Annotated in this window: 25 protein-coding genes and 1 tRNA gene; 13 read left to right on the forward strand and 13 right to left on the reverse strand. The window is 62.4% G+C overall.

All coding sequences use genetic code 11. From position 1 onward, the window contains the following. Positions 1 to 11: 11 nt before the first annotated feature. The 6 genes from GTP69_RS06990 to GTP69_RS07015 all read left to right on the forward strand — a co-directional run bounded on the left by GTP69_RS06990 (position 12) and on the right by GTP69_RS07015 (position 5,324). A complete protein-coding gene (locus GTP69_RS06990; protein WP_161054205.1) occupies positions 12 to 1,034 on the forward strand; it encodes an XdhC family protein in 1,023 nt (340 codons plus the stop codon). An 84-nt stretch (positions 1,035 to 1,118) separates the two neighbouring features. After that, complete coding sequence (locus tag GTP69_RS06995) at positions 1,119 to 2,003, forward strand: DMT family transporter (RefSeq protein WP_161054206.1); 885 nt, start codon at positions 1,119 to 1,121, stop codon at positions 2,001 to 2,003. Continuing rightward, positions 2,000 to 2,887 carry a DNA-3-methyladenine glycosylase family protein gene (locus GTP69_RS07000; RefSeq protein WP_161054207.1) on the forward strand — a complete coding sequence of 296 codons (888 nt, stop codon included), beginning with the start codon at positions 2,000 to 2,002 and terminating at the stop codon, positions 2,885 to 2,887. Before GTP69_RS06995 ends, GTP69_RS07000 begins: the two co-directional genes overlap by 4 nt. Positions 2,888 to 2,952: 65 nt before the next feature. Continuing rightward, positions 2,953 to 3,765, forward strand: coding sequence for a class I SAM-dependent methyltransferase (locus tag GTP69_RS07005; protein ID WP_161054208.1), 813 nt, complete (start codon positions 2,953 to 2,955; stop codon positions 3,763 to 3,765). 10 nt (positions 3,766 to 3,775) lie between these two features. Next, positions 3,776 to 4,810, forward strand: a complete 1,035-nt coding sequence (locus GTP69_RS07010) for a MerR family transcriptional regulator (protein ID WP_161054209.1) — start codon at positions 3,776 to 3,778, stop codon at positions 4,808 to 4,810. A 46-nt stretch (positions 4,811 to 4,856) separates the two neighbouring features. Next, positions 4,857 to 5,324 carry a DUF29 domain-containing protein gene (locus GTP69_RS07015; protein ID WP_161054210.1) on the forward strand — a complete coding sequence of 156 codons (468 nt, stop codon included), beginning with the start codon at positions 4,857 to 4,859 and terminating at the stop codon, positions 5,322 to 5,324. Positions 5,325 to 5,346: 22 nt separating this feature from the next. On the opposite strand, the gene GTP69_RS07020 is transcribed toward GTP69_RS07015, so the two are convergent. After that, a tRNA-Met gene (locus GTP69_RS07020) sits at positions 5,347 to 5,423 on the reverse strand. A 161-nt stretch (positions 5,424 to 5,584) separates the two neighbouring features. On the opposite strand from GTP69_RS07020, the gene GTP69_RS07025 reads away from it, so the two are divergent. From GTP69_RS07025 to GTP69_RS07050, 6 genes are all read left to right on the forward strand, one after another. After that, on the forward strand, positions 5,585 to 6,166 hold the full coding sequence (locus GTP69_RS07025; RefSeq protein WP_161054211.1) for an NUDIX hydrolase: 582 nt from the start codon (positions 5,585 to 5,587) through the stop codon (positions 6,164 to 6,166). A 9-nt stretch (positions 6,167 to 6,175) separates the two neighbouring features. Next, positions 6,176 to 6,937: a leucyl/phenylalanyl-tRNA--protein transferase gene (gene aat, locus GTP69_RS07030; RefSeq protein ID WP_161054212.1), complete on the forward strand. Its 762-nt coding sequence runs from the start codon at positions 6,176 to 6,178 to the stop codon at positions 6,935 to 6,937. Positions 6,938 to 6,944: 7 nt separating this feature from the next. Further along, the gene (locus GTP69_RS07035; RefSeq protein WP_161054213.1) at positions 6,945 to 7,673 is read left to right on the forward strand and encodes an arginyltransferase; all 729 of its coding nucleotides are present in this window, start codon (positions 6,945 to 6,947) and stop codon (positions 7,671 to 7,673) included. Positions 7,674 to 7,706: 33 nt separating this feature from the next. Next, on the forward strand, positions 7,707 to 8,747 hold the full coding sequence (locus tag GTP69_RS07040; protein ID WP_161054214.1) for a quinone-dependent dihydroorotate dehydrogenase: 1,041 nt from the start codon (positions 7,707 to 7,709) through the stop codon (positions 8,745 to 8,747). A gap of 13 nt (positions 8,748 to 8,760) precedes the next feature. Beyond that, entirely contained in the window at positions 8,761 to 9,810 is a 1,050-nt protein-coding gene (locus GTP69_RS07045; RefSeq protein ID WP_161054215.1) for an aldo/keto reductase, read from the forward strand. Positions 9,811 to 10,004: 194 nt separating this feature from the next. After that, positions 10,005 to 12,329 carry a TonB-dependent receptor plug domain-containing protein gene (locus GTP69_RS07050; RefSeq protein WP_229260844.1) on the forward strand — a complete coding sequence of 775 codons (2,325 nt, stop codon included), beginning with the start codon at positions 10,005 to 10,007 and terminating at the stop codon, positions 12,327 to 12,329. A gap of 73 nt (positions 12,330 to 12,402) precedes the next feature. On the opposite strand, the gene GTP69_RS07055 is transcribed toward GTP69_RS07050, so the two are convergent. The 10 genes from GTP69_RS07055 to GTP69_RS07100 form a co-directional block, all read right to left on the reverse strand. Then, entirely contained in the window at positions 12,403 to 14,007 is a 1,605-nt protein-coding gene (locus GTP69_RS07055) for a methyl-accepting chemotaxis protein (RefSeq protein ID WP_161054217.1), read from the reverse strand. Positions 14,008 to 14,130: 123 nt separating this feature from the next. Beyond that, on the reverse strand, positions 14,131 to 15,063 hold the full coding sequence (locus tag GTP69_RS07060) for a CysB family HTH-type transcriptional regulator (protein WP_154356255.1): 933 nt from the start codon (positions 15,061 to 15,063) through the stop codon (positions 14,131 to 14,133). Further along, a complete protein-coding gene (locus tag GTP69_RS07065; RefSeq protein WP_161054218.1) occupies positions 15,060 to 16,130 on the reverse strand; it encodes a sulfate/molybdate ABC transporter ATP-binding protein in 1,071 nt (356 codons plus the stop codon). The genes GTP69_RS07060 and GTP69_RS07065 overlap by 4 nt, the downstream gene beginning before the upstream one ends. Positions 16,131 to 16,134: 4 nt before the next feature. Continuing rightward, positions 16,135 to 17,025 carry a sulfate ABC transporter permease subunit CysW gene (gene cysW / locus GTP69_RS07070; RefSeq protein ID WP_161054219.1) on the reverse strand — a complete coding sequence of 297 codons (891 nt, stop codon included), beginning with the start codon at positions 17,023 to 17,025 and terminating at the stop codon, positions 16,135 to 16,137. 2 nt (positions 17,026 to 17,027) lie between these two features. After that, a complete protein-coding gene (cysT, locus tag GTP69_RS07075) occupies positions 17,028 to 17,903 on the reverse strand; it encodes a sulfate ABC transporter permease subunit CysT (RefSeq protein ID WP_161054220.1) in 876 nt (291 codons plus the stop codon). 95 nt (positions 17,904 to 17,998) lie between these two features. Next, positions 17,999 to 18,775 carry a sulfite exporter TauE/SafE family protein gene (locus GTP69_RS07080; protein WP_161054221.1) on the reverse strand — a complete coding sequence of 259 codons (777 nt, stop codon included), beginning with the start codon at positions 18,773 to 18,775 and terminating at the stop codon, positions 17,999 to 18,001. Positions 18,776 to 18,848: 73 nt separating this feature from the next. Then, positions 18,849 to 19,487 (reverse strand): peroxiredoxin, encoded by a 639-nt coding sequence (locus GTP69_RS07085; protein ID WP_154362119.1) that lies wholly within the window; start codon positions 19,485 to 19,487, stop codon positions 18,849 to 18,851. Positions 19,488 to 19,514: 27 nt separating this feature from the next. Continuing rightward, positions 19,515 to 20,069: an RBBP9/YdeN family alpha/beta hydrolase gene (locus tag GTP69_RS07090; RefSeq protein ID WP_161054222.1), complete on the reverse strand. Its 555-nt coding sequence runs from the start codon at positions 20,067 to 20,069 to the stop codon at positions 19,515 to 19,517. A 2-nt stretch (positions 20,070 to 20,071) separates the two neighbouring features. Next, positions 20,072 to 21,076 carry a sulfate ABC transporter substrate-binding protein gene (locus GTP69_RS07095; RefSeq protein ID WP_161054223.1) on the reverse strand — a complete coding sequence of 335 codons (1,005 nt, stop codon included), beginning with the start codon at positions 21,074 to 21,076 and terminating at the stop codon, positions 20,072 to 20,074. An 88-nt stretch (positions 21,077 to 21,164) separates the two neighbouring features. Beyond that, entirely contained in the window at positions 21,165 to 21,548 is a 384-nt protein-coding gene (locus GTP69_RS07100; protein WP_161054224.1) for a diacylglycerol kinase, read from the reverse strand. Between the two features lie 95 nt (positions 21,549 to 21,643). Here GTP69_RS07100 and GTP69_RS07105 point away from each other — a divergent pair, with 95 nt between their 5' ends. Beyond that, positions 21,644 to 22,423 (forward strand): IclR family transcriptional regulator, encoded by a 780-nt coding sequence (locus tag GTP69_RS07105; RefSeq protein ID WP_161054225.1) that lies wholly within the window; start codon positions 21,644 to 21,646, stop codon positions 22,421 to 22,423. Here GTP69_RS07105 and pbpG read toward each other — a convergent pair. Both pbpG and GTP69_RS07115 read right to left on the reverse strand, forming a co-directional pair. Continuing rightward, positions 22,405 to 23,475 carry a D-alanyl-D-alanine endopeptidase gene (gene pbpG, locus GTP69_RS07110; protein ID WP_161054226.1) on the reverse strand — a complete coding sequence of 357 codons (1,071 nt, stop codon included), beginning with the start codon at positions 23,473 to 23,475 and terminating at the stop codon, positions 22,405 to 22,407. The genes GTP69_RS07105 and pbpG overlap by 19 nt on opposite strands. Positions 23,476 to 23,606: 131 nt before the next feature. After that, positions 23,607 to 24,302 carry a nitroreductase gene (locus tag GTP69_RS07115; protein WP_161054227.1) on the reverse strand — a complete coding sequence of 232 codons (696 nt, stop codon included), beginning with the start codon at positions 24,300 to 24,302 and terminating at the stop codon, positions 23,607 to 23,609. Between the last annotated feature and the right edge of the window lie 9 nt (positions 24,303 to 24,311).

A 24,311-nucleotide genomic window follows, 5' to 3' on the forward strand; every position in this document is an offset into this window, starting at 1 on the left:
ATATTCCATTCATGGACTCTATCGACCTCGAAGTATTAAAAGCCAGCGCCGCGTGGATCGCGTCCGGGCGCCGCTGTGAACTGATCACCGTCATCAAGACCTGGGGCTCCAGCCCGCGCCCGGTCGGCGCCACGCTGGCCATCTGCGAAGACGGCACGGTGGTCGGCTCGGTCTCGGGCGGCTGCATTGAAGATGATTTGATCGCGCGCGTGCGCGACGAAGGCATTCGCCGCACCATTCCGGAAATCGTCAGCTACGGCATTACCGCCGACGAGGCGCACCGTTTCGGCCTGCCTTGCGGCGGCACGATTGAATTGTCGATCGAACCGCTGTCGGCGCATAGCTGCATCGACGAACTGCTGGCGCGGCTGGAACAGCACGAACTGGTACAGCGCCGGCTCGACCTGCGCAGCGGCGAAGTGGAACTGTCCAAAGCCGCGCCGGGCGCGCAGATGCAAGTCAGCGAGCAGGCCATGGTGACCTTGCACGGGCCGCGCTGGCGGCTGCTGATCATCGGCGCCGGCCAGCTGTCGCGCTTCCTGGCGCAGATTGCGTTGGCGATGGACTACAGCGTCACCGTCTGCGATCCGCGCGAAGAATACCGCGCCGGCTGGCATGTCGACGGCGTGCAGCTGGTACACGAGATGCCGGACGACGTGGTTCTGGCAATGAACCTGGACCACCGCAGCGCGGTCGTCGCGCTGACGCACGATCCAAAGCTGGACGACCTGGCGTTGATGGAAGCGTTAAAGTCGGACGCGTTCTATGTCGGCGCCATCGGCTCGCGCCTGAACAACAGCAAGCGCCGCGAGCGATTGCTTGAATTCGACCTGACGCCGGAACAGCTGGCGCGCCTGCACGGCCCGATCGGCCTGTACATCGGCAGCAAGACGCCATCCGAAATCGCCATCTCCATCCTGGCTGAAATGACGGCGATCAAAAATGGCGTGCCGACCAATCTGATCGTGCCGCACGCCGCCGCGCCGACCAAAGCCGGCAACGCCGTGTGCGTGGTGGAAAGCGGCGCAGTTTAAAAGCAAGAAACGAATGGCGCCATGCGGGCGGCTGGGCGACAATAGCGGACCGCCGTCGCCACCGATCACCGCACTGGAACCTGCATGAGCACCGCCAACCTGTTACGCCTTATCCTGCTTGCCGCCATTTGGGGCGGCTCCTTCCTCTTCATGCGCATCGCCGCGCCGGTGCTGGGCGCTGCGGTGCTGATCGAGTACCGCGTGCTGTTCGCCGCCATCTTCCTCGCGGTGGTCGGCGTATTTCTGAAAAAATCGCTGATGTGGAGGCAGCACTGGAAGCACTTCTTCATTCTAGGCCTGTTCAACTCCGCCCTGCCCTTCCTGATGTTCGCCTTCGCCGCGCGCACGCTGTCGGCTTCCGTGCTGGCGGTGCTGAACGCCACCACACCGCTGTGGGGCACGCTGATCGCCGCCGTCTGGTCGCGCACCATGGTCAGCGGCAAAGTGCTGATGGGCCTCGGACTGGGCACCTGCGGCGTCGCGCTGCTGGTGGGCTTTGACCACGTCAGCACCAAGCCCGGCGCCGGCATCGCCATCGCCGCCGTGCTGTTCGCGTCCTTTAACTACGGCATCGCCAGCAATTACGCCAAGCAGGCCAAGGCGGTCGAACCGTTCGCCAACGCGCACGGCTCGATGTGGGCCTCGGCGCTGCTGGTACTGCCGGTGGTGCCGTTCTTCCCGGCGCCGGCCGAGCCGACTATCGGCATCATGAGCGCGGTGCTCGCGCTGGCGGTGCTGTGCAGCGGCGTGGCTTACCTGATTTACTTCCGCCTGATCCAGGATGTCGGCCCGTCGTCGGCGTTGACCGTGACTTTCCTCAGTCCTTTGTTCGGCATCCTGTGGGGCGTGATGTTCCTCGGCGAGACGATCGGCTGGTACACCTTCGCCGGCGCCGCCATCGTCATCACCGGCACCGCGCTGGTGACGGGATTCCGTCCGAGCTTCCGCCTCAAGCCGCGCGCAGCATGAAGCCCTACGCGCTGCCGCTGCCGGACGACTACCGCGTCGACGACGTGCTGGCCTTCCACCGCCGCGATACGGAAAGCGTCGCCGAAGAAGTCAGCGCCGAGCGGTTTCGCAAAGGCGTGCTGTTGGACGACGTGCCGGTGGTGCTGGACATCGCCCTGTCGCCTTCGGCCGCACACGTGACCGTGCATGCGGACGCCAAGCTGAGCACCGCAGCGCAACAGCAGGCGCGCGACGCCGTGCTGAATATCCTCGGCCTGCGCATCGATCCCGCACCGTTCTATACCTTCGTCAAAAAAGACAAACTGTTTGCCGCGCTGGCGCGCAAGCAGCCCGGCCTGCGCATCGTGCAATCGGCTACCGTATTCGAGGCGCTGACGTGGGCCATCATCGGCCAGCAGATCAATCTGTCGTTTGCCATCGCGCTGCGCCGCACCTTCATCCTGCTGGCCGGCCGTCAGCACAGCAGCGGCTTGTGGTGCTATCCCGACGCCCACCGCGCCGCCGCATTAACGATCGAAGACCTCACCAGCCGAAAATTCTCGCGCGCCAAGGCCGAAACCATCCTGCGCCTGGCCGCGCTGATCACCAACGGCGAACTGCAACTGGCGCCGGCGGATGACAACAGCATCGACCAGATCTCCGCCGCACTGCTGGCAGTGAAAGGCATCGGCCCGTGGACTGTCAACTACGGCCTGCTGCGCGGCTACGGCCACGCCGACTGCTCGCTGCATGGCGATGTCGCCGTGCGCGCCGCGCTGCAAACGCTGCTCGGCGAAGACGTCAAACCGGACATGAAGCGCACCGAAGAAATCCTCGCCCGCTACAGCCCTCACCGCACCATGGCCGCCGCCCACCTGTGGGCCAGCCTGCATCCGCGCGACTAAATTCCGCTTGAGCCTCACGTAACGTCAGGCTTTACGCTCTTCTCATCAACCACAAGGAGAGCACAATGCAGAAGCCCAGCGCCTGGATGACCGCCACCGCCCGCGCCGCCCACCAGCTGTACGACCAGCCACTGATCCTGAACGACCCGCTGGCCGTGCGCCTGCTTGGCGCCGAACGCGAAGCCGAACTGCGCGCCGACGCCCAGCGCCAGCAGCATCCCCTGGCCGTCGCCATGCGCGCCACCATGGCAGTCCGCGCCAGGCTGGCGGAAGACAGCTGGCTGGCAGCGCAGGCGCGCGGCGTGCAGCAATACGTGATTCTCGGCGCGGGTCTCGATACCTACGCCTACCGCTCCGAACACACAGCGCAAATTTATGAAGTCGACCTGCCAGCCATGCAGCAGTGGAAGCGCGAATGCCTTCGCGCCGCCGATATCAGCGAACCGGCCAACGTGCGCTACGTCGCCACCGACTTCACCGACGGCAGCCTGCTGGAAGACCTACAACAGCAAGGCTTCGATGCCGCGCAACCGGCATGCTTCTCGTGGCTGGGCGTCAGCATGTATTTGCAGCCGGATGAAGTGATGCGCACCTTGCGCGACGTCGCAGACTGCGTGCCGGGCAGCAGCATCGTGTTCGACTACTGCGTGCAGCGCCGGCACCTCAACGACAACGAGCGCGCGGGCCTGGACTTCGTTGCTGCCTCGCTGGCCGCACAAGGCGAACCATTGCAGAGCAGCTTTGAGCCACCACTGCTGGAACACATGCTGCACCATCATGGCTATCGCCACGTCGAGCATTTCGGCGCGGAGGAATTGAGTGCGCTGTATGGTCCACGTCTGAGCGGGATTTTCCGCCTGATACGCGCCACGGTTTAAACTACGAGGCATGGAAAAAACCGTACTGAAAATCGGCGAACTGGCGGCGCGCTCCGGCCTCACGGTGCGCGCGCTGCACCACTACGACAGCATCGAGCTGCTGACGCCATCGGCGCGCGCCGATTCCGGCTATCGCCTCTATAACCGCGACGACGTCGAACGCCTGCACAAGATCCAGGCGCTGCGCAAATTCGGCATGTCGCTGGCGGACATCGCCACCTTCCTCGCCAGTCCGGATGCGCAGTTTGCCGACATCGTCGCGCAGCAGATCGCCGCGCTGGACCAGCAGATCAAGCAGGCCAGCACCTTGCGTGACCAGCTTAGCCTGTTGCAGCGGCAGATGCCGAGCGAGGAATCGCCGGCGTTGGAAGACTGGCTCGGTGCGCTGGAGCACATGAAGCTGTACGAACAATACTTCACGCCGGAGGAGTTACGCCGGCTGCCGTTCTGGCAGCAAAGCGCGCGCCGCAACGCCAAATGGCGCGGGATGGTGAGCGAACTGCAATCGCTGATGGAACGCGGCGTCGCCACCGACAGCCCAGAAGCCCGTGCCTTGTCGCAGCGCTGGATGGAGACGTTGGAGCACGACACCGCCACCAATCCCGCCTTCGCGCACCGCATGACGCAGTTGCTGCAGCAAGAACGCGCGGAAGGCCGCCGTCCGCCGATTACCGAAGAGATGCAGCACTACATCGGCGCCGCCTTCAATGCCCGCAAGATGGCGCTGTACGCGAAGTACCTGAACGACGACGAGATGCGCTACCTGCGCGACAACAGCCGCAAGTACCAGCAGGAGTGGATACTGCTGTTCATCGAGGTGCACAAGCAGATGGAACGAGGCGTGCCGCCGGCAGCGCCATCGTCGCAAGCGCTGGCGCAAGAATGGATGCGGCTGTTCCACGCCCGCGCCGGCAGCGATCCGCAGACGCAAGCCAAGATCCGCCACGCCCACGAAGCCGAGCCCGAACTATTGAAAGGCACCTGGGTCAGCCAGGACACCATCGCCTACATCCGCCAGGCCCTGGCCGCTTGCGGGCCGGTTTGATACGGCATAAAGTAAAAGCCCACTCCCCGTTCTACGATGGTGTCTTATGGACGATCATCTCAACAACCTCTACGAAACCGACGCCCTGATCTGGACCGAAACCCAGATCGCCCTGCTGCGCGCCGGCAAATTCGATCAGCTGGATCTGGAAAACATCATTTCAGAACTGGGATACCAAGTGCGAAAAGACAAACGCCAGGTGGCGCACCGCATGGTGGGCTTGCTCAGCCATCTGTTGAAATACCAATACCAGCCGCAACGCATCAGCAAAAGCTGGATCCACACCATCCACAACCACCGCATGAAGATCGACAGGATACTCAAGCAGATGCCCAGCCTGGCGCCAGTGCTGGACGAATACATCATGGACGCGTATCCCCGCGCGGTGCGAGAGGCCGCACTGGAAACGCGCTTGCCGCCCTCCACCTTCCCCAGGAAATGTCCTTTCTCGCAACAGCAAATCTTTGACGAAGATTTTTTCCCGAGCGAAAACGAAAAAGCCGTTGAACCTTAACGGTATCAACGGCTTTTGAATTTGGTTGCGGGGACAGGATTTGAACCTGTGACCTTCGGGTTATGAGCCCGACGAGCTGCCAGACTGCTCCACCCCGCGTCTGTATGCATGTATTATAGGGCAGATCAGGTGATTAGGCAATATTAATCCTTGAATCCGGCACGATAGATCGAATAAATGCTGAGCCTCGGCCGTTTCGGGCGTGCCGTAGCGCTGGCAATCGGTGTAAAGTAAGCATAAACCGACCTCACTACTAGTTTATGAAATTCTGTTCCGAATGCGCTTCCCCTGTCAGCCTCAGCATTCCTGCTGGCGATAACCGTCCCCGTTATGTATGCAGCCACTGCGGCGCCATCCATTACCAGAATCCGAAAATGGTGCTGGGCTCGATCCCGGTATGGGAACGCGATGGCGAACTGAAGGTGCTGCTATGCAAGCGCGCCATCGAACCGCGCTACGGCTATTGGACGCTGCCGGCCGGCTTCATGGAAAACAATGAGACCACCGGCGAGGCCGCCATCCGCGAAACCGAGGAAGAAGCTGGCGCCAATATCAAGCTTGGCAATCTGTTCAGCTTGCTCAACGTGGCACGCGTCCACCAGGTGCATATGTTCTACCTGGCCGAACTGCTGGACCTCGACTTCGCGCCCGGCGAGGAAAGTCTGGAAGTGCAGCTGTTCGCGGAAAGCGAGATTCCGTGGGACGACCTGGCCTTCCCCACCATCCGCACCACGCTGGAACTGTTCTTCGCCGACCGCGTCAAGATCCGCGAAGGCGGCGGCTACGGCTTCCACACGCAGGACATCACGCGCAATATGCGCTCCGACGACGAGCCAACCTGACGCGGCCGCATGATTCCCTGGCTCGACACCGACACGCCCTTCCCCGACGTTAGCAAAGCGCTGACCACCGACGCGCCCGGCCTGCTGGCGGCCGGCGCCGACCTGTCGCCGCAGCGTTTGCTGATGGCCTACCGGCACGGCATCTTCCCGTGGTTCTCGGAAGGCCAGCCCATCCTGTGGTGGAGCACCGATCCGCGCATGGTGCTGCACACCGAACAGTTCCGCATTTCCGACTCGCTGAAGAAAACCCTGCGCAAGGTCGAACGCAGCCGCCAGCAAGGCGGCCGCTGGCAGATCCGCTTCGACAGCGCCTTCGAGCAGGTGATGCGCAACTGCGCCGCGCCGCGCCGCGACGGCCCCGGCACCTGGATCTCGGAAGAGATCATCGCCGGCTACAGCGGCCTGCACCGCATGGGCCACGCGCACTCGGCCGAAGTCTGGCTCGATGGCGAACTGGTCGGCGGCGCCTACGGCGTCTGCCTGGGCCGCATGTTCTATGGCGAATCGATGTTCGCGCGCGTTACCGACGCGTCCAAGATCGCCTTGGCCTACCTGGTGCGCTTCCTGCACGCGCACGGCGTGGCGATGATCGATTGTCAACAGGAGACCGGACACCTGGCCTCGCTGGGCGCGGCGCCGATTGCGCGATCACAATTCCTGGCGCATCTGCGCAACAGTATCGACTTGCCGCAGATCACCAAATGGGAACCCATTGCACCTCTGGGCCCGGACGGTGTTAAGCTAGCCATAGACTCCACCACCGCTCGATAGGACGTGCATGACGCACTTGAACGACCTGCCTTTCGCGACGCTGCAGTTTTACACGACGGCGCCCTACCCTTGCAGCTACCTCGACGCGCGCCAGGCGCGTTCGCAGGTGGCGACGCCGTCGCACCTGATCAATGCGGATGTCTACTCGGAGCTGGTGAAGAACGGCTTCCGCCGTAGCGGCATCTTTACTTATCGTCCATATTGCGACGGCTGCCAGGCCTGCATCCCGGTGCGCGTGGTGACCGACGAGTTCCGTCCCAACCGTACCCAGCGCCGCGCGTGGATGAAGCATGCCGAGCTGACCGCCGGCGTCGCCACGCTGTCGTTCTCCGACGAACACTACGACCTCTACCTGCGCTACCAGAGCCGGCGCCACGCCGGCGGCGGCATGGACCAGGACAGTCGCGACCAGTATGCGCAGTTCCTGCTGCAAAGCCGCGTCAACACCCGGCTGGTGGAATTCCGCGAACCAGGCGGCACGCTGCGCATGGTCAGCATCATCGACGTGCTGTCGGACGGCCTGTCGTCGGTGTACACCTTCTTCGATCCGGATATGGAAGGCGCGTCCTACGGCACCTTCAACGTGCTGTGGCAAATCGAACAGGCGCGCGAGCTCAAGCTGCCGTACGTCTACCTCGGCTACTGGATCAAGGAAAGCCCGAAAATGTCCTATAAAACCAACTTCAAACCGCTGGAAGCGCGGGTGAAAGGCGTGTGGGGCGTGCTGGACGCCTGATAAAATACGGGCGAACCACAACCTGAGCGCCCCATGTCCAACAAATTCCTGTATTCCCTGGCCCGTCCGATGCTGTTCTCGATGGATGCCGAAGCCGCCCACCATTTCACCCTCCCCGCACTGAAACGCGCCGCCGCGCTGGGCCTGACCAAGCTGGTCGCACAGCCCAAGGCCGATCCACGCACCGTGATGGGCATTACCTTCAAGAACCCTGTCGGCCTCGCCGCCGGCCTGGACAAGGACGGCGCCTACATCGACGCGCTGGCCGACCTCGGCTTCGGTTCGATCGAAGTGGGCACAGTGACGCCGCGCGCGCAGCCGGGCAACGCCAAGCCGCGCATGTTCCGCCTGCCGGAAGCGCACGCCATCATCAACCGCATGGGGTTTAACAACGGCGGCGTCGACGCCTTTGTGGCCAATGTGCAGGCCTCGCGCTTCTACCAGAACAAGGAAGGCGTGCTGGGCCTGAACATCGGCAAGAACGCCGATACGCCGATCGAACGCGCCACCGACGACTACCTGCACTGCCTGGAAAAAGTCTATCCATACGCCAGCTACGTCACCGTCAACATCTCGTCGCCCAACACCAAGAACCTGCGCCAGCTGCAAGGCGGCTCGGAACTGGACGGCCTGCTGAGCACGCTGAAAGAAGCGCAGCTGCGCCTGGCCGACCAGCACAAGCGCTACGTGCCGCTGGCACTGAAGATTGCGCCGGACATGGACGGCGACCAGGTCAAGAACATCGCCGACGCGCTGCTGCGCCACAAGATCGACGGCGTTATCGCCACCAACACCACGCTGAATCGCGACGCCGTCACCGGCATGCTGCATGGCGCCGAAGCGGGCGGACTGTCCGGTGCGCCGGTATTCCAGTTCTCCAACACCGTGATCCGTTTGCTGAAGGCCGAGCTGGGCGATGCGTTGCCGATCATCGGCGTCGGCGGCATCATGCAGGGGCTGGATGCACGCGTCAAAATGGAATGCGGCGCGCAGCTGGTGCAGCTGTACAGCGGACTGATTTACGCCGGCCCGGCACTGATCAAGGATTGCGCCGACGCCCTGCGCGGCCACTAACACGGAGTTCTGCATGGACAAGGTACAACTGGGTAGCAGCCACCTCAACGTCAGCAAAATCTGCCTCGGCACGATGACCTGGGGCGAGCAGAACACCGAAGCGGAAGCGCACAGCCAGCTCGATTACGCGATCGAGCGCGGCATCAACTTCATCGACACGGCGGAAATGTACCCGGTGATGACGCGCGCTGAAACCCAGGGCGCGACCGAGCGCTACATCGGCAGCTGGCTGAAGAAAAACGGCCAGCGCGACAAGCTGGTGATCGCCACCAAGGCAGCCGGGCCGAACGCCAGCATCACCTGGCTGCGTGGCGGCCGCGCCCGCAACTTCGACGCCGCCAACCTGAAAGCGGCGGTGGAGACCAGCCTGAAGCGGCTGCAAATCGAGCATATCGATTTATACCAATTGCACTGGCCGAGCCGCAACGTGCCTATCTTCGGCAACAACGTCTTCAATCCCAAGCAGGAACGCGCCGGCGTGGCGATTGAAGAAACGCTGGCCGCGCTGGGCGAGCTGGTCAAGGAGGGCAAGATCGGCGCGATCGGCGTCTCCAACGAATCGTGCTGGGGCGTGAACGAATTCATCAAGCAGTCCGAGATGAACGGTCTGCCGCGCATCGCCACTATCCAGAACCTGTACAACCTGACAGCGCGCCACTACGAAACCAGCTTGCTGGACGAGACCTGCTACCGCGAGAACGTCAGCCTGCTGGCGTACAGCCCGCTGGCCTTTGGCCAGCTGACCGGCAAATACATCGACGATCCGGCGGCGCACGGTCGCCTGACCATCTTCCCGGCCAACTGGAGCCCGCGCTACGTGCGTCCTGCAACAGTGGAAGCGGCACGGCGCTACGTCCAGCTGGCGCGCGAGCACGGCCTGACGCCGGCGCAACTGGCGCTGGCATGGTGCTACTCGCGCTGGTTCGTGGCCTCGACCATTATCGGCGCCACCAGCCTGGAACAATTGCAGGCCAATATCGATGCCTACAGCATTGTGTTGCCACTGGACGTCATCAAGCAAATCGACCAGATCCACGCCGAAATCACCAATCCAGGCCAGTAAATCCGGGCGCTGTAACAACAATATTCAAAATTCACATATGTTAATTGCTAACGAGTAGTGTGCTTTAGGGGGCGTGGCATATAAGATTTATGTATTAATGCCACTTGAGAAAGAAAGTCATCATGCAGAACCGCCGCACCGCTCCCCGCTTCGCTCTCGCCCCACTGCCTCGCGCCCTGTTGTTGGGCGGGCTGATGGTGACTACTTTTGCCGCGGAAGCACAGGAAAGCAGCGTAACGGACGGCGAATTGCAGTCCGTCGTCGTCACCGGCACCTACGCCAAGAACCGCCGCACCGTCGACTCCGAATCGCCGATCGACATCATCGGCGCCAAGGAGCTGCAAGCCAGCGGCTCGACCGAGCTGGCCACCGTGCTGGGCCGCGTGCTGCCGTCGCTGAATTTCCCGCGCCCATCCGGCGCCGACGCCTCCGACGCGGTGCGTCCGGCCCAACTGCGCGGCCTGTCGCCGGACCAGGTGCTGGTGCTGGTCAACGGCAAGCGCCGCCATACGTCGGCGGTGGTCAACGTCAACGGCACCCAGGGCCGCGGCTCGGCGCCGGTGGACCTGAATGCGATCCCCCTGTCGGCCATCGACCACATCGAGGTGCTGCGTGATGGCGCCGCCGCTCAGTACGGCTCCGATGCGATCGCCGGCGTGATCAACATCATCCTGAAAAAAGGCGCCAGCGGCGGCGAAGCCGAAGTGGGCTTTGGCGAATACCAGAAACGCGACGGCCGCCAGCGCTCGGTGCGCGCTTCGGGCGGCCTGGCGCTGGGCGAAAACGGCTGGGTACGTCTGGCAGTCGATGCCGCCGACCGCGATCCGACCAACCGCGCCGGCGCCGACTTCCGTAATCCGGCCGAGCCGCTGTACGGCAAGGTCACGCAGCGCTTCGGCGATCCGGAAACCAAGCCGGCCTCGCTGTTCCTCAACAGCGAATACCGCATCAATGACGATATCGACTGGTACGCCTTCGCCAACTACGGCCAGCGCGACACCTCGGCGGCGGCCACCTGGCGCACCGCCTTCAACGGCACTGCGCTGCGTTCGCCGCTGTTCCCGCAAGGCTTCCTGCCGCTGGAAAACAGCCGCTCGACCGACACCTCGCTGGTGACCGGCGTGCGTGGCGAAAACACCGGCTGGCGCTGGGACCTGAGCGTGAACTACGGCGAGAACGAATTCAAGCTCAACCTGGACAACACCGTCAACCAGGACCTCGGCGCCAACAGCCCGACCCACTTCTACGCCGGCCGCCTGAAGAACTCGGAAACCGTGCTCAACTTCGACGTCGCCAAGGATTTCCCGGTCGAGGCCTTCAGCGGCCCGGTCACCGTGGCGCTGGGCACCGAGTACCGCAAGGAGACCTATGAAATCGGCGCCGGCGATGTGGCCTCCTACAGCGGCACCGGCGCGCAGGGCTTCTCCGGATTCCGTCCGGTGAATGCCGGCAGCAACAGCCGCAACAACAAATCGATCTACGCCAACGTCGAAGCGGAAATCACCAAGCAGTTCTCGGCTTCGGGCGCGCTGCGTCACGAGCGCTACAGCGATTTCGGCAACACCACCTCGGCCAAGGGCTCGGCCCGCTACGCCTTCAACGAGATCGTGTCGCTGCGCGCCACCGCTTCGTCGGGCTTCCGCGCGCCGTCGCTGGCGCAGCAGTTCTACACCATCACCACCACCAACTTCTCGGTGGTCAATGGCGTGAATACGCCGATTGAAACCGGCACCTTCGCGGTCGGCAGCGCCGCCGCCACGGCGCTCGGCGCGACGCCGCTGAAAGCCGAGAAAGCCCGCAACTACAGCCTCGGCCTGGTGGTGCAGCCGAGCCGCAACTGGACCACCACGGTGGACGCCTACCGCATCAATATTGACGACCGCGTGGCGCTGTCGGCCAATATGACGCTGAACCAGACGCTGAAGAATGCGCTGGCCACGCAAGGCATCCTGGTGGGCGCTGGCCGCTACTTCACCAACGCCATCGACACCCGCACCACCGGCGTTGATGTGCTGAGCACCTATCGCTGGGACACCAGCAAGCTGGGCCGTTTCGACTTCACCGGCGCGTACAACCACAACAAGACGGATGTGGAAGGCATCAAAGCCAACCCGGCGATCCTGACCGCCAACGGCCTGACGCTGATCGACCGCCAGACCGTCAACCGCATCACCGTCGGTTCGCCGAAAGACAAGCTGAGCCTGACGACCGACTGGGCCATCAGCAACTGGGGCCTGCGCGCCGTGGTCAACCGCTACGGCAGCTTCACCGTGCCGCAGAACAATGCGACGCTGGACCAGACCTACGATCCGCAATGGACGCTGGACCTGTCGGGCAACGTCAAGCTGGGCAAGAACTGGCGCCTGACGGCCGGCGTGGATAACGCCACCAACCGCTACCCGGATCAGGTGACGTCGGCGGGCAACCTCAACACCAACGGCATCTACCCGTACAGCGGCTGGGCGCCTAACGGCTTCAACGGCCGCTACTACTACGCCAAAGCCAGCTACACCTGGTAACCCGCACGGCGGCGAGCTGGGGTCTGACCCGTGCCGGGTCAGACCCCGATGTGCCCGGGTTTAGCGTTACGGCTCACGCCACCGCCAGCCGGTTCACTCGCGGTTTTGCTGACGGCGGGGTCCCCGCCAGCTTGAACACACTCACCGCCTGCGCCAGCAAGTCCGCCTGGTCGCGCATGCTTTGCGCGGCTGCGGCGGCTTCTTCCACCAGCGCGGCATTCTGCTGAGTCACATCGTCAATCGACACAATCGCCTGATTCACCTGCGCGATGCCGGTGCTCTGCTCGCTGCTGGCGGCACTGATCTGATCCATGATTTCCGCCACCTGCTGCACCGACTGCACAATACTGCGCATGGTCGCCCCCGCCTGATCCACCAGTGACGCGCCGGCGTCGATGGTCTCCACCGAATGCCCGATCAACTGCTTGATCTCCTTGGCCGCCGAGGCCGACCGTTGCGCCAAGGTCCGCACTTCCGACGCCACCACCGCAAAGCCCCGGCCCTGCTCGCCGGCGCGCGCCGCCTCCACCGCCGCATTCAAGGCCAGGATATTGGTCTGGAATGCAATCCCGTCGATCACGCTGATGATGTCGACAATCTTGTTGGAACTTTCCTTGATCGCGCCCATGGTCGACACCACCTCGCCTACCACCCGTCCGCCTTTGGTGGCGTGATCGCTGGCCGCCACCACCAGCTTGGTGGCCTGGCGCGCGTTCTCGGCATTCTGCGACACGGTAGACGTCAACTCCTCCATCGACGACGCCGTTTCCTCCAGGCTGGACGCCTGCTGCTCGGTGCGCGACGACAGATCCAGATTGCCGCTGGCGATTTCATTCGAGGCCGTGGCGATGGTATCCGTCCCCGACCGCACCTGCCCCACCGTGCGCGCCAGCGCGTCGTTCATGTCGATCAGCGCGCGCAGCAGCTGGCCGGTTTCATCCCTGGAATGCACTTCCATGCGCATGGTGAGGTCGCCGCCGGCCACCGCCTGCGCCATGCCCACCGCGCGATTCAGCGGCTGGGTGATGCTGCGGGTAATCACATACAGCACCCACGCCGCCAGCGCAGCCGCCGCCACCGTCAGCAAAATCATGGTGGTGCGGGACGTGGCATACGATTGCGCCGCCACCGCGCTGGTGTCGTTGATGGCCGCCGTCTGGTATTTGACCATCTCGGTCAAGGCATTCAGATACGCCGTCTGCTCCTTGCGCACCGTGGTCAGCAGGTATTTAACGGACTCGTCGCGCCGGCTCTCGTCGGGCGACATCTTGAGGAAGGCGCTCTGCACCACGCCGTATTTTTCGCGCGCGTCCAGCACGGCTTGCAGCTTGGCCTTGCTTTGCGGGTCGGTGTCATCGGCAATCAGCGTGCCCAGCTTTTCCAGCCGTTCGCTATTTTCCGCGCGGCGCTTTTCCACCCGTTCCAGCTCGGCTTTGACGACGGCCGGATCGGTCGACAGCATGGCGTTGCGCATGGCGCGGGCGACGTCGTTCAGGCCGCCTATCGTTTCGTAAGCCAGTATCACCTTGGGGACTTTGTCGACGGCCAGATCGTTGGTGTTGGTGTTCAGCCTGCCGAGGCTGCTGATACCCTCCACCGCGATGCCGATCATGAAGACAATGGCCAGGCCCAGTCCGGCTGCCAGGCGGTAGCCGATTTTCCAATTACCGAAACCCATGACGCGCTCCCTGCGGTTGGTTACAGGGATTCAGTATATGGTCATTTCGACACGAAACTCGGGAAAATTGAACGACTGTTCTGCCGCCGCCACACATGCGGTGGCGGCGGCAGAATCACGGGATCAGGACAGATCCCCGCCGTTGAGCGCGGCGTCGATGTCGGCGCGGGTCAGGTCCGGCGCGAATTGCTGGATGAAGTGGTAGGCGTACGAGCGCAGGTAGGCGCCCTTGCGCACCGCCAGGCGGGTGGTGTTCTGCGCGAACAGGTGCGAGGCTTCCACTGCGCGCATGCCCTTGTCGCGGCCGTGGTCGAAGGCCATCGAGGCGACGATGCCGACGCCCAGGCCCAGCGACACGTACTGCTTGATCACGTCCGAGTCCATGGCGGTCAGCACGATGTCCGGCTTGACGCCAGCCTGCGCGAACGCCGCATCGATATGGCCACGGCCGGTAAAGCCGACGTCATAGGTAATCAGCGGGAACTCGGCCAGGTCTTCCAGCTTGATCGGCGAGCGCGACAGCAGCGGATGGCCGTCCGGCACCACGATCAGATGGCTCCAGCGGTAGCACGGGAACGACACCAGGTCCGGGAACTGCGACAGGCCTTCGGTGGCGATGCCGATGTCGGTCTTGCCGGACAAGATCCATTCGGCGATGTGCTCAGGCGCGCTCTGCTGCAAGGCGATACGCACATCCGGATAAGCGGTGCGGAAACTCTGCACCACTTTCGGCAAGGCATAGCGCGCCTGCGTGTGGGTGGCCGCCACGCTCAGCGTGCCGCTTTGCTGGCCGGTGTATTCCAGGCTGGCCTGTTGCAAATTCTCGGCCTCGATCAGCAGGCGGTCGATGATCTTCAGGATGCCTTTGCCCGGCTCGGTCATGCCGGTCAGGCGCTTGCCGTTGCGTTCGAAAATCACGACGCCCAGTTCGTCTTCCAGTTCGCGGATCTGGCGCGACACGCCAGGCTGCGAGGTGAACAGGGCATTCGCCACTTCGGTCAGGTTGTAGCCACGACGGGCTGCTTCGCGGATGGACCGCAGCTGTTGAAAATTCATATGGATGCTCCTTCGTCCACGAACACCCGCAGGCGTTTAGGACGTACAACTAAAGTTTCGCCTTCTTTCAGGCCCAGGGAGCTGAAGCGCTCATTCGGAATCACTGCTTCAATCAATTCGTTGGTATCGTCGCGTTCCAGGTCCAGCTGGGCCAGCGGGCCGATCGCATGCGCGCGGCGCAGCTTGACCACGATGCCTTCGGCGCCCGGCGTGTAGCGGTCCACTTCCAGCTCGTGCGGACGGACGTAGGCCGTGCCTTTGCCGGCCGCGCCGCCTTCGCCCGGCACCGTAAAGCTGGCGTCGCCGCTGGCCAGGATGCCGTCATGCACGCGGCCGTGGAATACGTTCACATTGCCGAGGAAGCCATAGACGAATGGCGAGGCCGGATGGTTGTAGACCTCGTCCGGTGCGCCGATCTGTTCGACGTTACCTTTGTTCATCAGCACCACTTGGTCGGCCACTTCCAGCGCTTCTTCCTGATCGTGGGTAACGAAGATGGAAGTCACATGCAGCTCGTCGTGCAGCCGGCGCAGCCAGCGGCGCAGCTCCTTGCGCACCTTGGCGTCCAGCGCGCCGAACGGTTCATCCAGCAGCAGCACGCGCGGCTCCACCGCCAGCGCGCGCGCCAGGGCGATACGCTGACGCTGGCCACCCGACAGTTGCGGCGGATAGCGGTCGGCCAGCCAATCCAGCTGCACCAGCTCCAGCAGGTCTTTGACCTTGCGGCGGATCTGGTCTTCCGACGGCCGTTCGCTGCGCGGTTTGACGCGCAGACCGAAGGCGACGTTTTCAAATACGGTCATGTGCTTGAACAGCGCGTAATGCTGGAACACGAAGCCGACCTGGCGCTCGCGCACGTGGCTGCGCGAGGCGTCCTGCCCTTCCAGCAGCACCTGGCCCGAGTCCGGATGTTCGAGGCCGGCGATACAGCGCAGCAGCGTGGTCTTGCCGCAACCCGACGGGCCGAGCAGCGCGGTCAGCTCGCCTTGCGGGAAATCCAGCGACACGTTGTTGAGGGCGACGAAATCGCCGAAACGCTTGTTGATGTTTTTAACTTGGATCGTCATGGTATTACTCCGAAATGCGGGCGTCGTCGGCGATGGATTCGTTCAGACGCCAGGCGATAAAGGTTTTCACGACCAGCGTCACCAGGGCCAGCAGCGCCAGCAGGGACGCCACGGCGAAGGCGGCGGCAAAGTTGTATTCGTTGTAGAGAATTTCCACTTGCAGCGGCATGGTGTTGGTCTCGCCACGGATGTGGCCGGACACCACCGACACCGCGCCGAACTCGCCCATGGCGCGGGCGTTACACAGGATCACGCCGTACAGCAGGCCCCACTTGATGTTGGGCAGCGTCACGCGGCGGAAGGTGTCCCAGCCCGACGCGCCCAGCACGATGGCGGCCTCTTCCTCTTCGCTGCCCTGCGCCTGCATCAGCGGGATCAGCTCGCGCGCCACAAACGGGAAGGTGACGAAGATGGTAGCCAGCACAATGCCGGGCACCGCGAACAGGATCTTGATGTCGTGGTCCATCAGCCATGGGCCGAAGTAGCCCTGCGCGCCGAACAGCAGCACGTAGATCAGGCCGGAGATCACCGGCGACACGGAGAACGGCAGATCGATCAAGGTCAGCAGGATGCTCTTGCCACGGAATTCAAACTTGGCGATGCACCACGAAGCCGCCACGCCGAACACCAGGTTCAGCGGTACGGCGATGGCGGCGGTGATCAGCGTCAGCTTGATGGCCGAGATGGCGTCGTCTTCAACGATGGCGGCCAGGTAGGCGTCCCAGCCCTTCTTCAGGCCTTCGTAGAACACCGAAACCAGCGGGACGAACAGGAACAAGGTCAGGAAGATCAGCGCGATGGCGATCAGGACAATGCGGACCCAGCCCGGTTCCAGGCTCTTCGGCGCCGACGGCAGTTCGCCGCGACGCGGTGCAGTGACAGGCGTAGCACTCATGATTATTTCCCCGACTTTCCGCGTGCCCAGGCTTGCAGCAGATTAATCCCCAACAGCATCAGGAAGGACACCACCAGCATCACGGTCGCAATCGCGGTGGCGCCGGCGTAGTCGTACTGCTCCAGCTTGGTAATGATGAACAACGGCGTAATTTCCGACACCATCGGCATATTGCCGGCGATGAAAATCACCGAGCCGTATTCGCCGGTGGCGCGGGCGAAGGCCAGCGCGAATCCGGTCATCAGCGACGGCATAATGGTCGGGAACACCACGCGCGAGAAAGTCTGCCAGGCGTTGGCGCCGAGGCTGGCGGCGGCTTCTTCCAGCTCGCGTTCGGCGTCTTCCAGCACCGGCTGCACGGTGCGCACCACGAACGGCAGGCCGATGAAGGTTAGCGCGATCACCACGCCGACCGGCGTGAACGCTACCTTGATGCCCCACATGCCTTCAATCACCTGGCCGAGCCAGCCGTTGGCCGAATACAGCGCGGTCAGCGTGATGCCGGCCACGGCGGTCGGCAGCGCGAACGGCAGGTCGACCAGCGCGTCGATAATGCGTTTGCCGGGGAATTCATAGCGCACCAGCACCCAGGCCACGATGCCGCCGAAGATGACGTTGATGAAGGCGCCCAGCAGCGAGGCGCCGAATGTCAGCTTGTAGGAAGCCATCACGCGCGCCGACGTTACCGTGGCCCAGAACGATTCCCAGGTCAGGGTGAACGTTTTGAGGAACACGGCCGACAGCGGGATCAGGACGATCAGCGTCAGGTAGAAAATGGTGAAACCCAGCGAAAGCCGGAATCCCGGCATCACGCGGAATGGTGCGCCCCGCTTGGCCACCGGTGGGGTGACCTCGGATGCTGCAAGAACAGCTGACATGAATGCTCCCTTATTACAAAACCTTCTATAAGGGCTGCATGTTCTCACCTCCGCTTCATAATACAAACGAAGCAATAGTCATTTGATTAGATGATTCAGCTATATACGAGCTTTGCCGCAACGGCAACAAGTGTTACCGCCAGCAAGCCCCGCAACAGGCGCTCCGGCACCGCGCGCGCGGCGTAGGCGCCGATGGTGATACCGGGCAGCGAGCCGACCAGCAAGGTCAGCAGCAAGCTCCAGTTGATCGAACCCAGCCACCAGTGGCCGACGGCGGCGATGGCGGTCAGCGGCACGGCGTAGGCGATGTCGGTGCCGGCCACTTCAGCGGCGGTCAGGCGCGGATACAGCATCACCAGCAGTGTGGCGCCAATCGCGCCGGCGCCGATGGAGGAAATGGTGACTAACGTGCCCAGCACGGCACCGGAGACGATGGTGGCGGTGCTCAGCGCGCGGCCTTGCAGCTGGCGTTCGGGATGGGCGGTGATCCAGGCCAGCATCTTGCGTTTGAACAGCAGCGCGATGACGGTCAGCAGCACCGAGCTGGCGATCATGTAGCGGATGATCTGGCCCATTTCCTTGTTGAGGGTGCCGAAGTGCTTGAGCGCCAGGCTGGCGAAGAAGGCGGCCGGCAGTGCGCCGATGCACAGGCGGCGCACGATGTCCCAGTGGACGGTGCCGCGCATTTTATGGGTGAAGGTGCCGACGCCCTTTGTCAGCGAGGCAAACGCGAGATCGGTGCCGACCGCCACGGCAGGCGTGACGCCGAACAGCAAGGTCAGCAGCGGCGTCATCAGTGAACCGCCACCGACACCGGTCATGCCGACCAGTAAGCCGACTGCGAATCCTGAAACGACAAACTGCACATCCATGCGATTTCCCCAAAGTAGGCCCGAAGGTTAACCTACTCTGGGGAAAGATCCAAACAACGGAAAACTAATAAGCTTATTTATTTGGTTGCGGGGTCACGCGCAGGTATGGACGCTCGGCGGTGAAGCCTTTTGGATATTTCTGCTTCAGTACTTCCGGATCCTGCACGGTCAGCGGGATGATGACGTCGTCACCATCTTTCCAGTTGCCCGGCGTGGCCACGGTGTAGCCATCGGTCAGTTGCAGCGCATCGATCACGCGCAGTACTTCGTCGAAGTTACGGCCGGTGCTCATCGGATAGGTGATGGTCAGGCGCACTTTCTTGTTCGGATCGATCACGAACAGCGAACGCACGGTGGCCGTGGCCGACGCTTCCGGATGGATCATGTCATACAGGCCCGACACCTTGCGGTCCGCATCGGCGATGATCGGGAAACCGACCACAGTCTTCTGCGTTTCTTCGATGTCCTTGATCCAGGCCTTGTGCGACTCGGCAGGGTCAACCGACAGCGCGATGGCTTTCACATTGCGCTTGTCGAATTCAGGCTTCAGCTTGGCGGTCAGGCCCAACTCGGTGGTGCAGACGGGGGTGAAGTCGGCAGGGTGCGAAAACAGCACCACCCACGAATTGCCAGCCCACTCGTGGAACTTCAGTTTGCCGATGGAGGAATCTTGTTCGAAATCAGGCGCGGTATCGCCCAGGCGGATAGTCATAGTTGGTCTCCAGAGTAGAAAAATGCATCACGTTGACAACACGTCATTGTGCACCTGACCGGCCAGGAAATACAAGCTTTCCAGACCCTCCGGCCAGTCGCCCAGACCGGATTCGGCGTTGATGTGCCCCAGCGGACCGCCGTTGATGAAGCGGCTGTGCCAGCGCCGCGCCCACAACTCCGCGCGCGGCGCGGCCATCCACGGATCGTTGGTGCTGCCAACCATGATGGAAGGTACCGGCAAGGCCTGCTGCGGCAGCAACGAGGCGACGTTGAACTTGTCGGGATCGGCCGGCGCCACCAGCAGCACCGCGGCCACAGCCTCTGGATCGCGCGCCACACTGCGCACCGTGGCCAGCGCGCCAAAGCTGTGAGCGACGATCAGCGTCGGCCGCTTATCCTTGCTGCGCAGTTGGTCCACGCGCGCCGACCAGCGCGGCAGGTCCGGCACTTCCCAGTCGTCCTGCTGCACCCGCTCAAAGGCGGGGAACAGGCGTTGCCAGCGGCTCTGCCAGTGGTCCGGTCCGCTGTTATGCAGGCCGGGCGCAATCAACACGCGAAACTGGTCAAAGCTGCCGGTCATGATTACTTGTTAGGCTGGTAGATCTGGTCGAACAGGCCGCCGTCGGCGAAGTGGGTCTTCTGCGCCTTGGTCCAGTCGCCAGCGACATCAGCCAGGGTGAACAGCTTTACTTTCGGGAACTGGCCGGCGTATTTCTTGTCGGCTTTCTCGGTAGCTGGACGGTAGTAGTTCTTGGCGATGATGTCCTGCGCTTCATCGGTGTACAGGAAGTTCAGGTAAGCCTCCGCCACCTTGCGGGTGCCGCGCTTGTCGACCACTTTATCAACCACGGCCACTGGCGGTTCCGCCAGGATCGAGACCGACGGCGCGATGATGTCGAACTTGGTCGGGCCCAGTTCCTTCACGGCCAGCAGCGCTTCGTTTTCCCAGGCGATCAGCACGTCGCCGATGCCGCGCTCGACGAAGGTGGTGGTGGCGCCACGCGCGCCGGAATCCAGCACCGGGACGTTTTTATACAGCTTGGTCAGGTAGTCCTTGGCGCTGGCTTCGCTACCGCCCGGTTGGCGCAGTGCGTAGCCGTAGGCGGCCAAGTGGTTCCAGCGGGCGCCGCCGGAGGTTTTTGGATTCGGGGTAATCACCGATACGCCTGGCTTGACCAGGTCGGCCCAGTCCTTGATGCCCTTAGGATTGCCCTTGCGGACCAGGAACACGATGGTCGAGGTGTACGGGGTGCTGTTGTGCGGCAGCTTTTTCTGCCAGTCCGGCGACAGCAGCTTGTGTTCGGCGATGGCGTCAATGTCGTAGGCCAGTGCCAGCGAGACCACGTCGGCTTCCAGGCCGTCGATCACTGCGCGGCCCTGTTTGCCGGAACCGCCGTGCGATTGCTTGATCTTGACCGTGTCGCCGGTCTTGGTTTTCCACTCTTTGGCAAATGCCGTGTTGACGTCCTGGTACAGCTCGCGGGTTGGGTCATACGACACGTTCAACAGCGAGATGTCCGCTGCCATTGCTGGGGCGACGGCGGAAATGGCGAGAACAGCAGCGGCAATAATTTTTTTGGACAGCATTTGATTCCCCTAGTAGTGAAGGTCTCCAGATTACTGCTGCCCCTTATAAATGAGAACTAAGCTTTTATCAGTTCTATATACCGAAAAATCATATGAACCTGTTGTACAGCACCACCGCCCAGGTGGCGATAGCCAGCAAACAGGTCAGCAACACGGCGGCGCTGCCGAAATCCTTGGCGTTCTTGGACAAAGGATGGCGTTCCAGCGAGACCCGGTCGACAACCGCTTCGATCGAAGAGTTGATCAGCTCGACGATCAGGATCAGCATCAGCACGCCGATCAGCACCAGCTTTTCAAACGCCGACACGCGCAACAGCAGCGCAATGATGGTGCCCACCGCAAACACGCTGACCTCCTGGCGGAAAGCGTGTTCATTCCGCCACGCCGAGCGGAAGCCATCGAGCGAATAGAAAAACGCCTGGTAGATACGTTTGAGACCACTTTTACTCTTGAATTCGCTGACCGGTTGCATGGGGAATAGTGTGCGTTGTGAATAGCATATTATGCACCTTTTACCACATTATGGTATAAATCAGGTATCCCTTACCGCATTGCACCAACCACATCATGAAAATCGAATCCGTTCCCGAGCAGAAGACCACCATCCAGGTGATCGAACGCATGGTGGCGCTGCTCGATGCGCTGGCCAAGTATCCCGACCCTGTCAGCCTCAAGGAATTGTCCAAGGTTTCGGGGCTACACCCGTCCACCGCCCACCGCATCCTGAACGATATGGTGGTCACGCGCTTTGTCGACCGGGTCGAACCGGGCACCTACCGGCTCGGCATGCGGCTGCTGGAACTGGGCAATGTGGTCAAGAGCCGGCTGTCGGTGCGCGAGGCGGCGCTGGATTTTATGCGTGCACTGCACAAAAAAACCCAGCAGACCATCAACCTGTCGGTGCGCCAGGGCGACGAGATCGTCTACATCGACCGCGCCTTCTCGGAACGCTCGGGCATGCAGGTGGTGCGCGCCATCGGCGGCCGCGGCCCGCTGCACCTGACCTCGACGGGCAAGCTGTTCCTGTCGGTGGACGAGCCGAAAGCTATCCGCGCCTACGCCACGCGCACCGGGCTGGCCGGCCATAACAAGAATTCGATTACCGATCTGGGCAAGCTGGAGCGCGAGCTGGGGCTGGTGAAGTCACGCGGCTATTCGCGCGACAATGAAGAACTGGAACTGGGTGTGCGCTGCATGGCCGCCGGCATCTACGACGACAGCGGCAAGCTGATTGCCGGGCTGTCGATCTCGGCGCCGGCCGACCGTTTGCAGGATGATTGGCTGGACGATCTGGTGCTGACTGCGCGCCAGATCTCCGTCACGCTGGGTTACATGCCGGTCGAATAAGCACCGGTGCTGCTGCCGCCGCCAACCAGGTTGGCCGGACGCAGCGCTTCCAGCCATTTGCGCATGCGGCCGGCGTCTGCCGTCCGCGACTGCTTGCCCTTGGAATCCAGGAACACCATGATCACCGAGCGGCCTTCGATGACGGCCTGCATCATCAGGCAACGCCCTGCTTCATTGATGAAACCGGTTTTCTGCAAGCCGATCGCCCAGTCCGGGCTGGCCACCAAATGGTTGGTGGTGCCGAACTGCATCGGCCGGCCGTTACTCAGTTCCACCGTGGCTTTCGGATCGGTGGAGAACTGGCGCAGCATCGGCTGCTGATACGCCGCCATCGCCAGCTTGGCCAGATCGCGCGCACTGGCCACATTCATTTTCGACAAACCGTTGGAATCGACGTAATGGGTATCGCTCATGCCCAGCTCACGCGCCTTGGCGTTCATCGCTTCGACAAACGCCGGACGGCCGCCCGGATAGTTGCGGCCCAGTGCCGAGGCGGCGCGGTTTTCCGAACTCATCAGCGCGATGTGCAGCATATTGGCGCGCGTCATCTGCGTGCCGACTTTCAGGCGCGAGCTGCTGAATTTTTCGCGGTCCACGTCCTCGTCGGTCACGGTGAGGATTTCGTCCATGTCCTGCTTGGCTTCCACCACGATCAGGCCGGTCATCATTTTGGTGATAGAGGCGATCGGCAGGGCAACGTTGGAATTCTTTTCAAACAGCACTTCCGAGTTGGCCTGGTCCAGCACCAGCGCCACGTTGGATGCCAGCGACAGCGGGTCGTGCGTGCTGTTCAGGCCGGCGAGGTCACCCATGGTCGGCACCGCAGGCGCCGCTGCCAGCACGCGCTGGTAGACCACCTTGCGCTTGCCCTTGACCTTGATGACGCGCTTGACCATACGGTCGCTCGCATCGGCGGCGGCCACGCGCACTGCGTGGCGTTTTTTCAACACCAGCTTTTTATTGGGTGCGCTGCCGGCATCGGCTGCCTGTACGGTGATGGCGGCCGAAGCAAACATCAGCGAAATAAGGGCGCTTAATGCGAGTTTGATCATTCGTATCCCCAAAAAAAGAAATCAACCAAGACCCGTTGCAGTGTAGCAAAACGCTGCGCCAGCGCAAGGAAATTTAACACTCATCGCACCAATGGTTGTGTTGGCGCAATAGAGGAAAAAACAAGCTAGTCTTACCCGACAAATTTAACAAATTCCGTGAGCGGCATCCGCTCAGTAATCAAAGAATTTTCGATCTTGCTCAAATCGGCGACGCCTAGCGCCATGCCGCACACCACAGTTTCGCTCTCAGGCAACTGCAACTGTTCGCTGATGATGCGGTGGTACTGGGTAAAAGCCGCTTGCGGGCAGGTGTCGAGGCCGCGCGCGCGGGCCGCGACCATGATGTTCTGCAGGAACATACCGTAGTCCAGCCACGAACCTTGCTCCATCACGCGGTCGATGGTGAAGATCAGGCCGACCGGCGCGCCGAAGAAATCGTAATTCTTGCCATGCTGGGCGGCCATGCCGGCTTTGTTGTCGCGAGTCAGGCCCAGCAGCGCATACAGATCCCAGCCGACCTTGCGGCGGCGGTCTATGTAAGGCGACACCCATTCCTGCGGGTAATAGGCGTACTCTTCCTTGTGCTGACTGGCTTGCTCTGGATCATTATGTGCGGCCAATATCGCCGAAGACAACTGCTGCTTGCGCTCACCTTGCAACACGTAGACTTTCCAAGGCTGCGTGTTGGTGCCGGACGGCGCGCGGCCGGCCACTTGCAAAATCTGTTCGATATCCTCGCGCGCGACCGACGTCGGCAAAAAGGCGCGCAGGGAGCGGCGCGAGGTGATCGCGGCGTCGACAGCCTGCTGCTCGGGAGTTGAAATCATGCTTCCTCG

This window comes from Duganella levis, assembly GCF_009857605.1.
Classification (GTDB): domain Bacteria; phylum Pseudomonadota; class Gammaproteobacteria; order Burkholderiales; family Burkholderiaceae_D; genus Rugamonas; species Rugamonas levis.

What these genes read in the sequence shown, in the direction of transcription:
- GTP69_RS06990 (WP_161054205.1), top strand. Translation starts at nt 12, where the DNA reads ATGGACTCTATCGACCTCGAAGTATTAAAAGCCAGCGCCGCGTGGATC.
- GTP69_RS06995 (WP_161054206.1), top strand. Translation starts at nt 1,119, where the DNA reads ATGAGCACCGCCAACCTGTTACGCCTTATCCTGCTTGCCGCCATTTGG.
- GTP69_RS07000 (WP_161054207.1), top strand. Translation starts at nt 2,000, where the DNA reads ATGAAGCCCTACGCGCTGCCGCTGCCGGACGACTACCGCGTCGACGAC.
- GTP69_RS07005 (WP_161054208.1), top strand. Translation starts at nt 2,953, where the DNA reads ATGCAGAAGCCCAGCGCCTGGATGACCGCCACCGCCCGCGCCGCCCAC.
- GTP69_RS07010 (WP_161054209.1), top strand. Translation starts at nt 3,776, where the DNA reads ATGGAAAAAACCGTACTGAAAATCGGCGAACTGGCGGCGCGCTCCGGC.
- GTP69_RS07015 (WP_161054210.1), top strand. Translation starts at nt 4,857, where the DNA reads ATGGACGATCATCTCAACAACCTCTACGAAACCGACGCCCTGATCTGG.
- GTP69_RS07025 (WP_161054211.1), top strand. Translation starts at nt 5,585, where the DNA reads ATGAAATTCTGTTCCGAATGCGCTTCCCCTGTCAGCCTCAGCATTCCT.
- aat (WP_161054212.1), top strand. Translation starts at nt 6,176, where the DNA reads ATGATTCCCTGGCTCGACACCGACACGCCCTTCCCCGACGTTAGCAAA.
- GTP69_RS07035 (WP_161054213.1), top strand. Translation starts at nt 6,945, where the DNA reads ATGACGCACTTGAACGACCTGCCTTTCGCGACGCTGCAGTTTTACACG.
- GTP69_RS07040 (WP_161054214.1), top strand. Translation starts at nt 7,707, where the DNA reads ATGTCCAACAAATTCCTGTATTCCCTGGCCCGTCCGATGCTGTTCTCG.
- GTP69_RS07045 (WP_161054215.1), top strand. Translation starts at nt 8,761, where the DNA reads ATGGACAAGGTACAACTGGGTAGCAGCCACCTCAACGTCAGCAAAATC.
- GTP69_RS07050 (WP_229260844.1), top strand. Translation starts at nt 10,005, where the DNA reads ATGGTGACTACTTTTGCCGCGGAAGCACAGGAAAGCAGCGTAACGGAC.
- GTP69_RS07055 (WP_161054217.1), bottom strand. Translation starts at nt 14,007, where the DNA reads ATGGGTTTCGGTAATTGGAAAATCGGCTACCGCCTGGCAGCCGGACTG.
- GTP69_RS07060 (WP_154356255.1), bottom strand. Translation starts at nt 15,063, where the DNA reads ATGAATTTTCAACAGCTGCGGTCCATCCGCGAAGCAGCCCGTCGTGGC.
- GTP69_RS07065 (WP_161054218.1), bottom strand. Translation starts at nt 16,130, where the DNA reads ATGACGATCCAAGTTAAAAACATCAACAAGCGTTTCGGCGATTTCGTC.
- cysW (WP_161054219.1), bottom strand. Translation starts at nt 17,025, where the DNA reads ATGAGTGCTACGCCTGTCACTGCACCGCGTCGCGGCGAACTGCCGTCG.
- cysT (WP_161054220.1), bottom strand. Translation starts at nt 17,903, where the DNA reads ATGTCAGCTGTTCTTGCAGCATCCGAGGTCACCCCACCGGTGGCCAAG.
- GTP69_RS07080 (WP_161054221.1), bottom strand. Translation starts at nt 18,775, where the DNA reads ATGGATGTGCAGTTTGTCGTTTCAGGATTCGCAGTCGGCTTACTGGTC.
- GTP69_RS07085 (WP_154362119.1), bottom strand. Translation starts at nt 19,487, where the DNA reads ATGACTATCCGCCTGGGCGATACCGCGCCTGATTTCGAACAAGATTCC.
- GTP69_RS07090 (WP_161054222.1), bottom strand. Translation starts at nt 20,069, where the DNA reads ATGACCGGCAGCTTTGACCAGTTTCGCGTGTTGATTGCGCCCGGCCTG.
- GTP69_RS07095 (WP_161054223.1), bottom strand. Translation starts at nt 21,076, where the DNA reads ATGCTGTCCAAAAAAATTATTGCCGCTGCTGTTCTCGCCATTTCCGCC.
- GTP69_RS07100 (WP_161054224.1), bottom strand. Translation starts at nt 21,548, where the DNA reads ATGCAACCGGTCAGCGAATTCAAGAGTAAAAGTGGTCTCAAACGTATC.
- GTP69_RS07105 (WP_161054225.1), top strand. Translation starts at nt 21,644, where the DNA reads ATGAAAATCGAATCCGTTCCCGAGCAGAAGACCACCATCCAGGTGATC.
- pbpG (WP_161054226.1), bottom strand. Translation starts at nt 23,475, where the DNA reads ATGATCAAACTCGCATTAAGCGCCCTTATTTCGCTGATGTTTGCTTCG.
- GTP69_RS07115 (WP_161054227.1), bottom strand. Translation starts at nt 24,302, where the DNA reads ATGATTTCAACTCCCGAGCAGCAGGCTGTCGACGCCGCGATCACCTCG.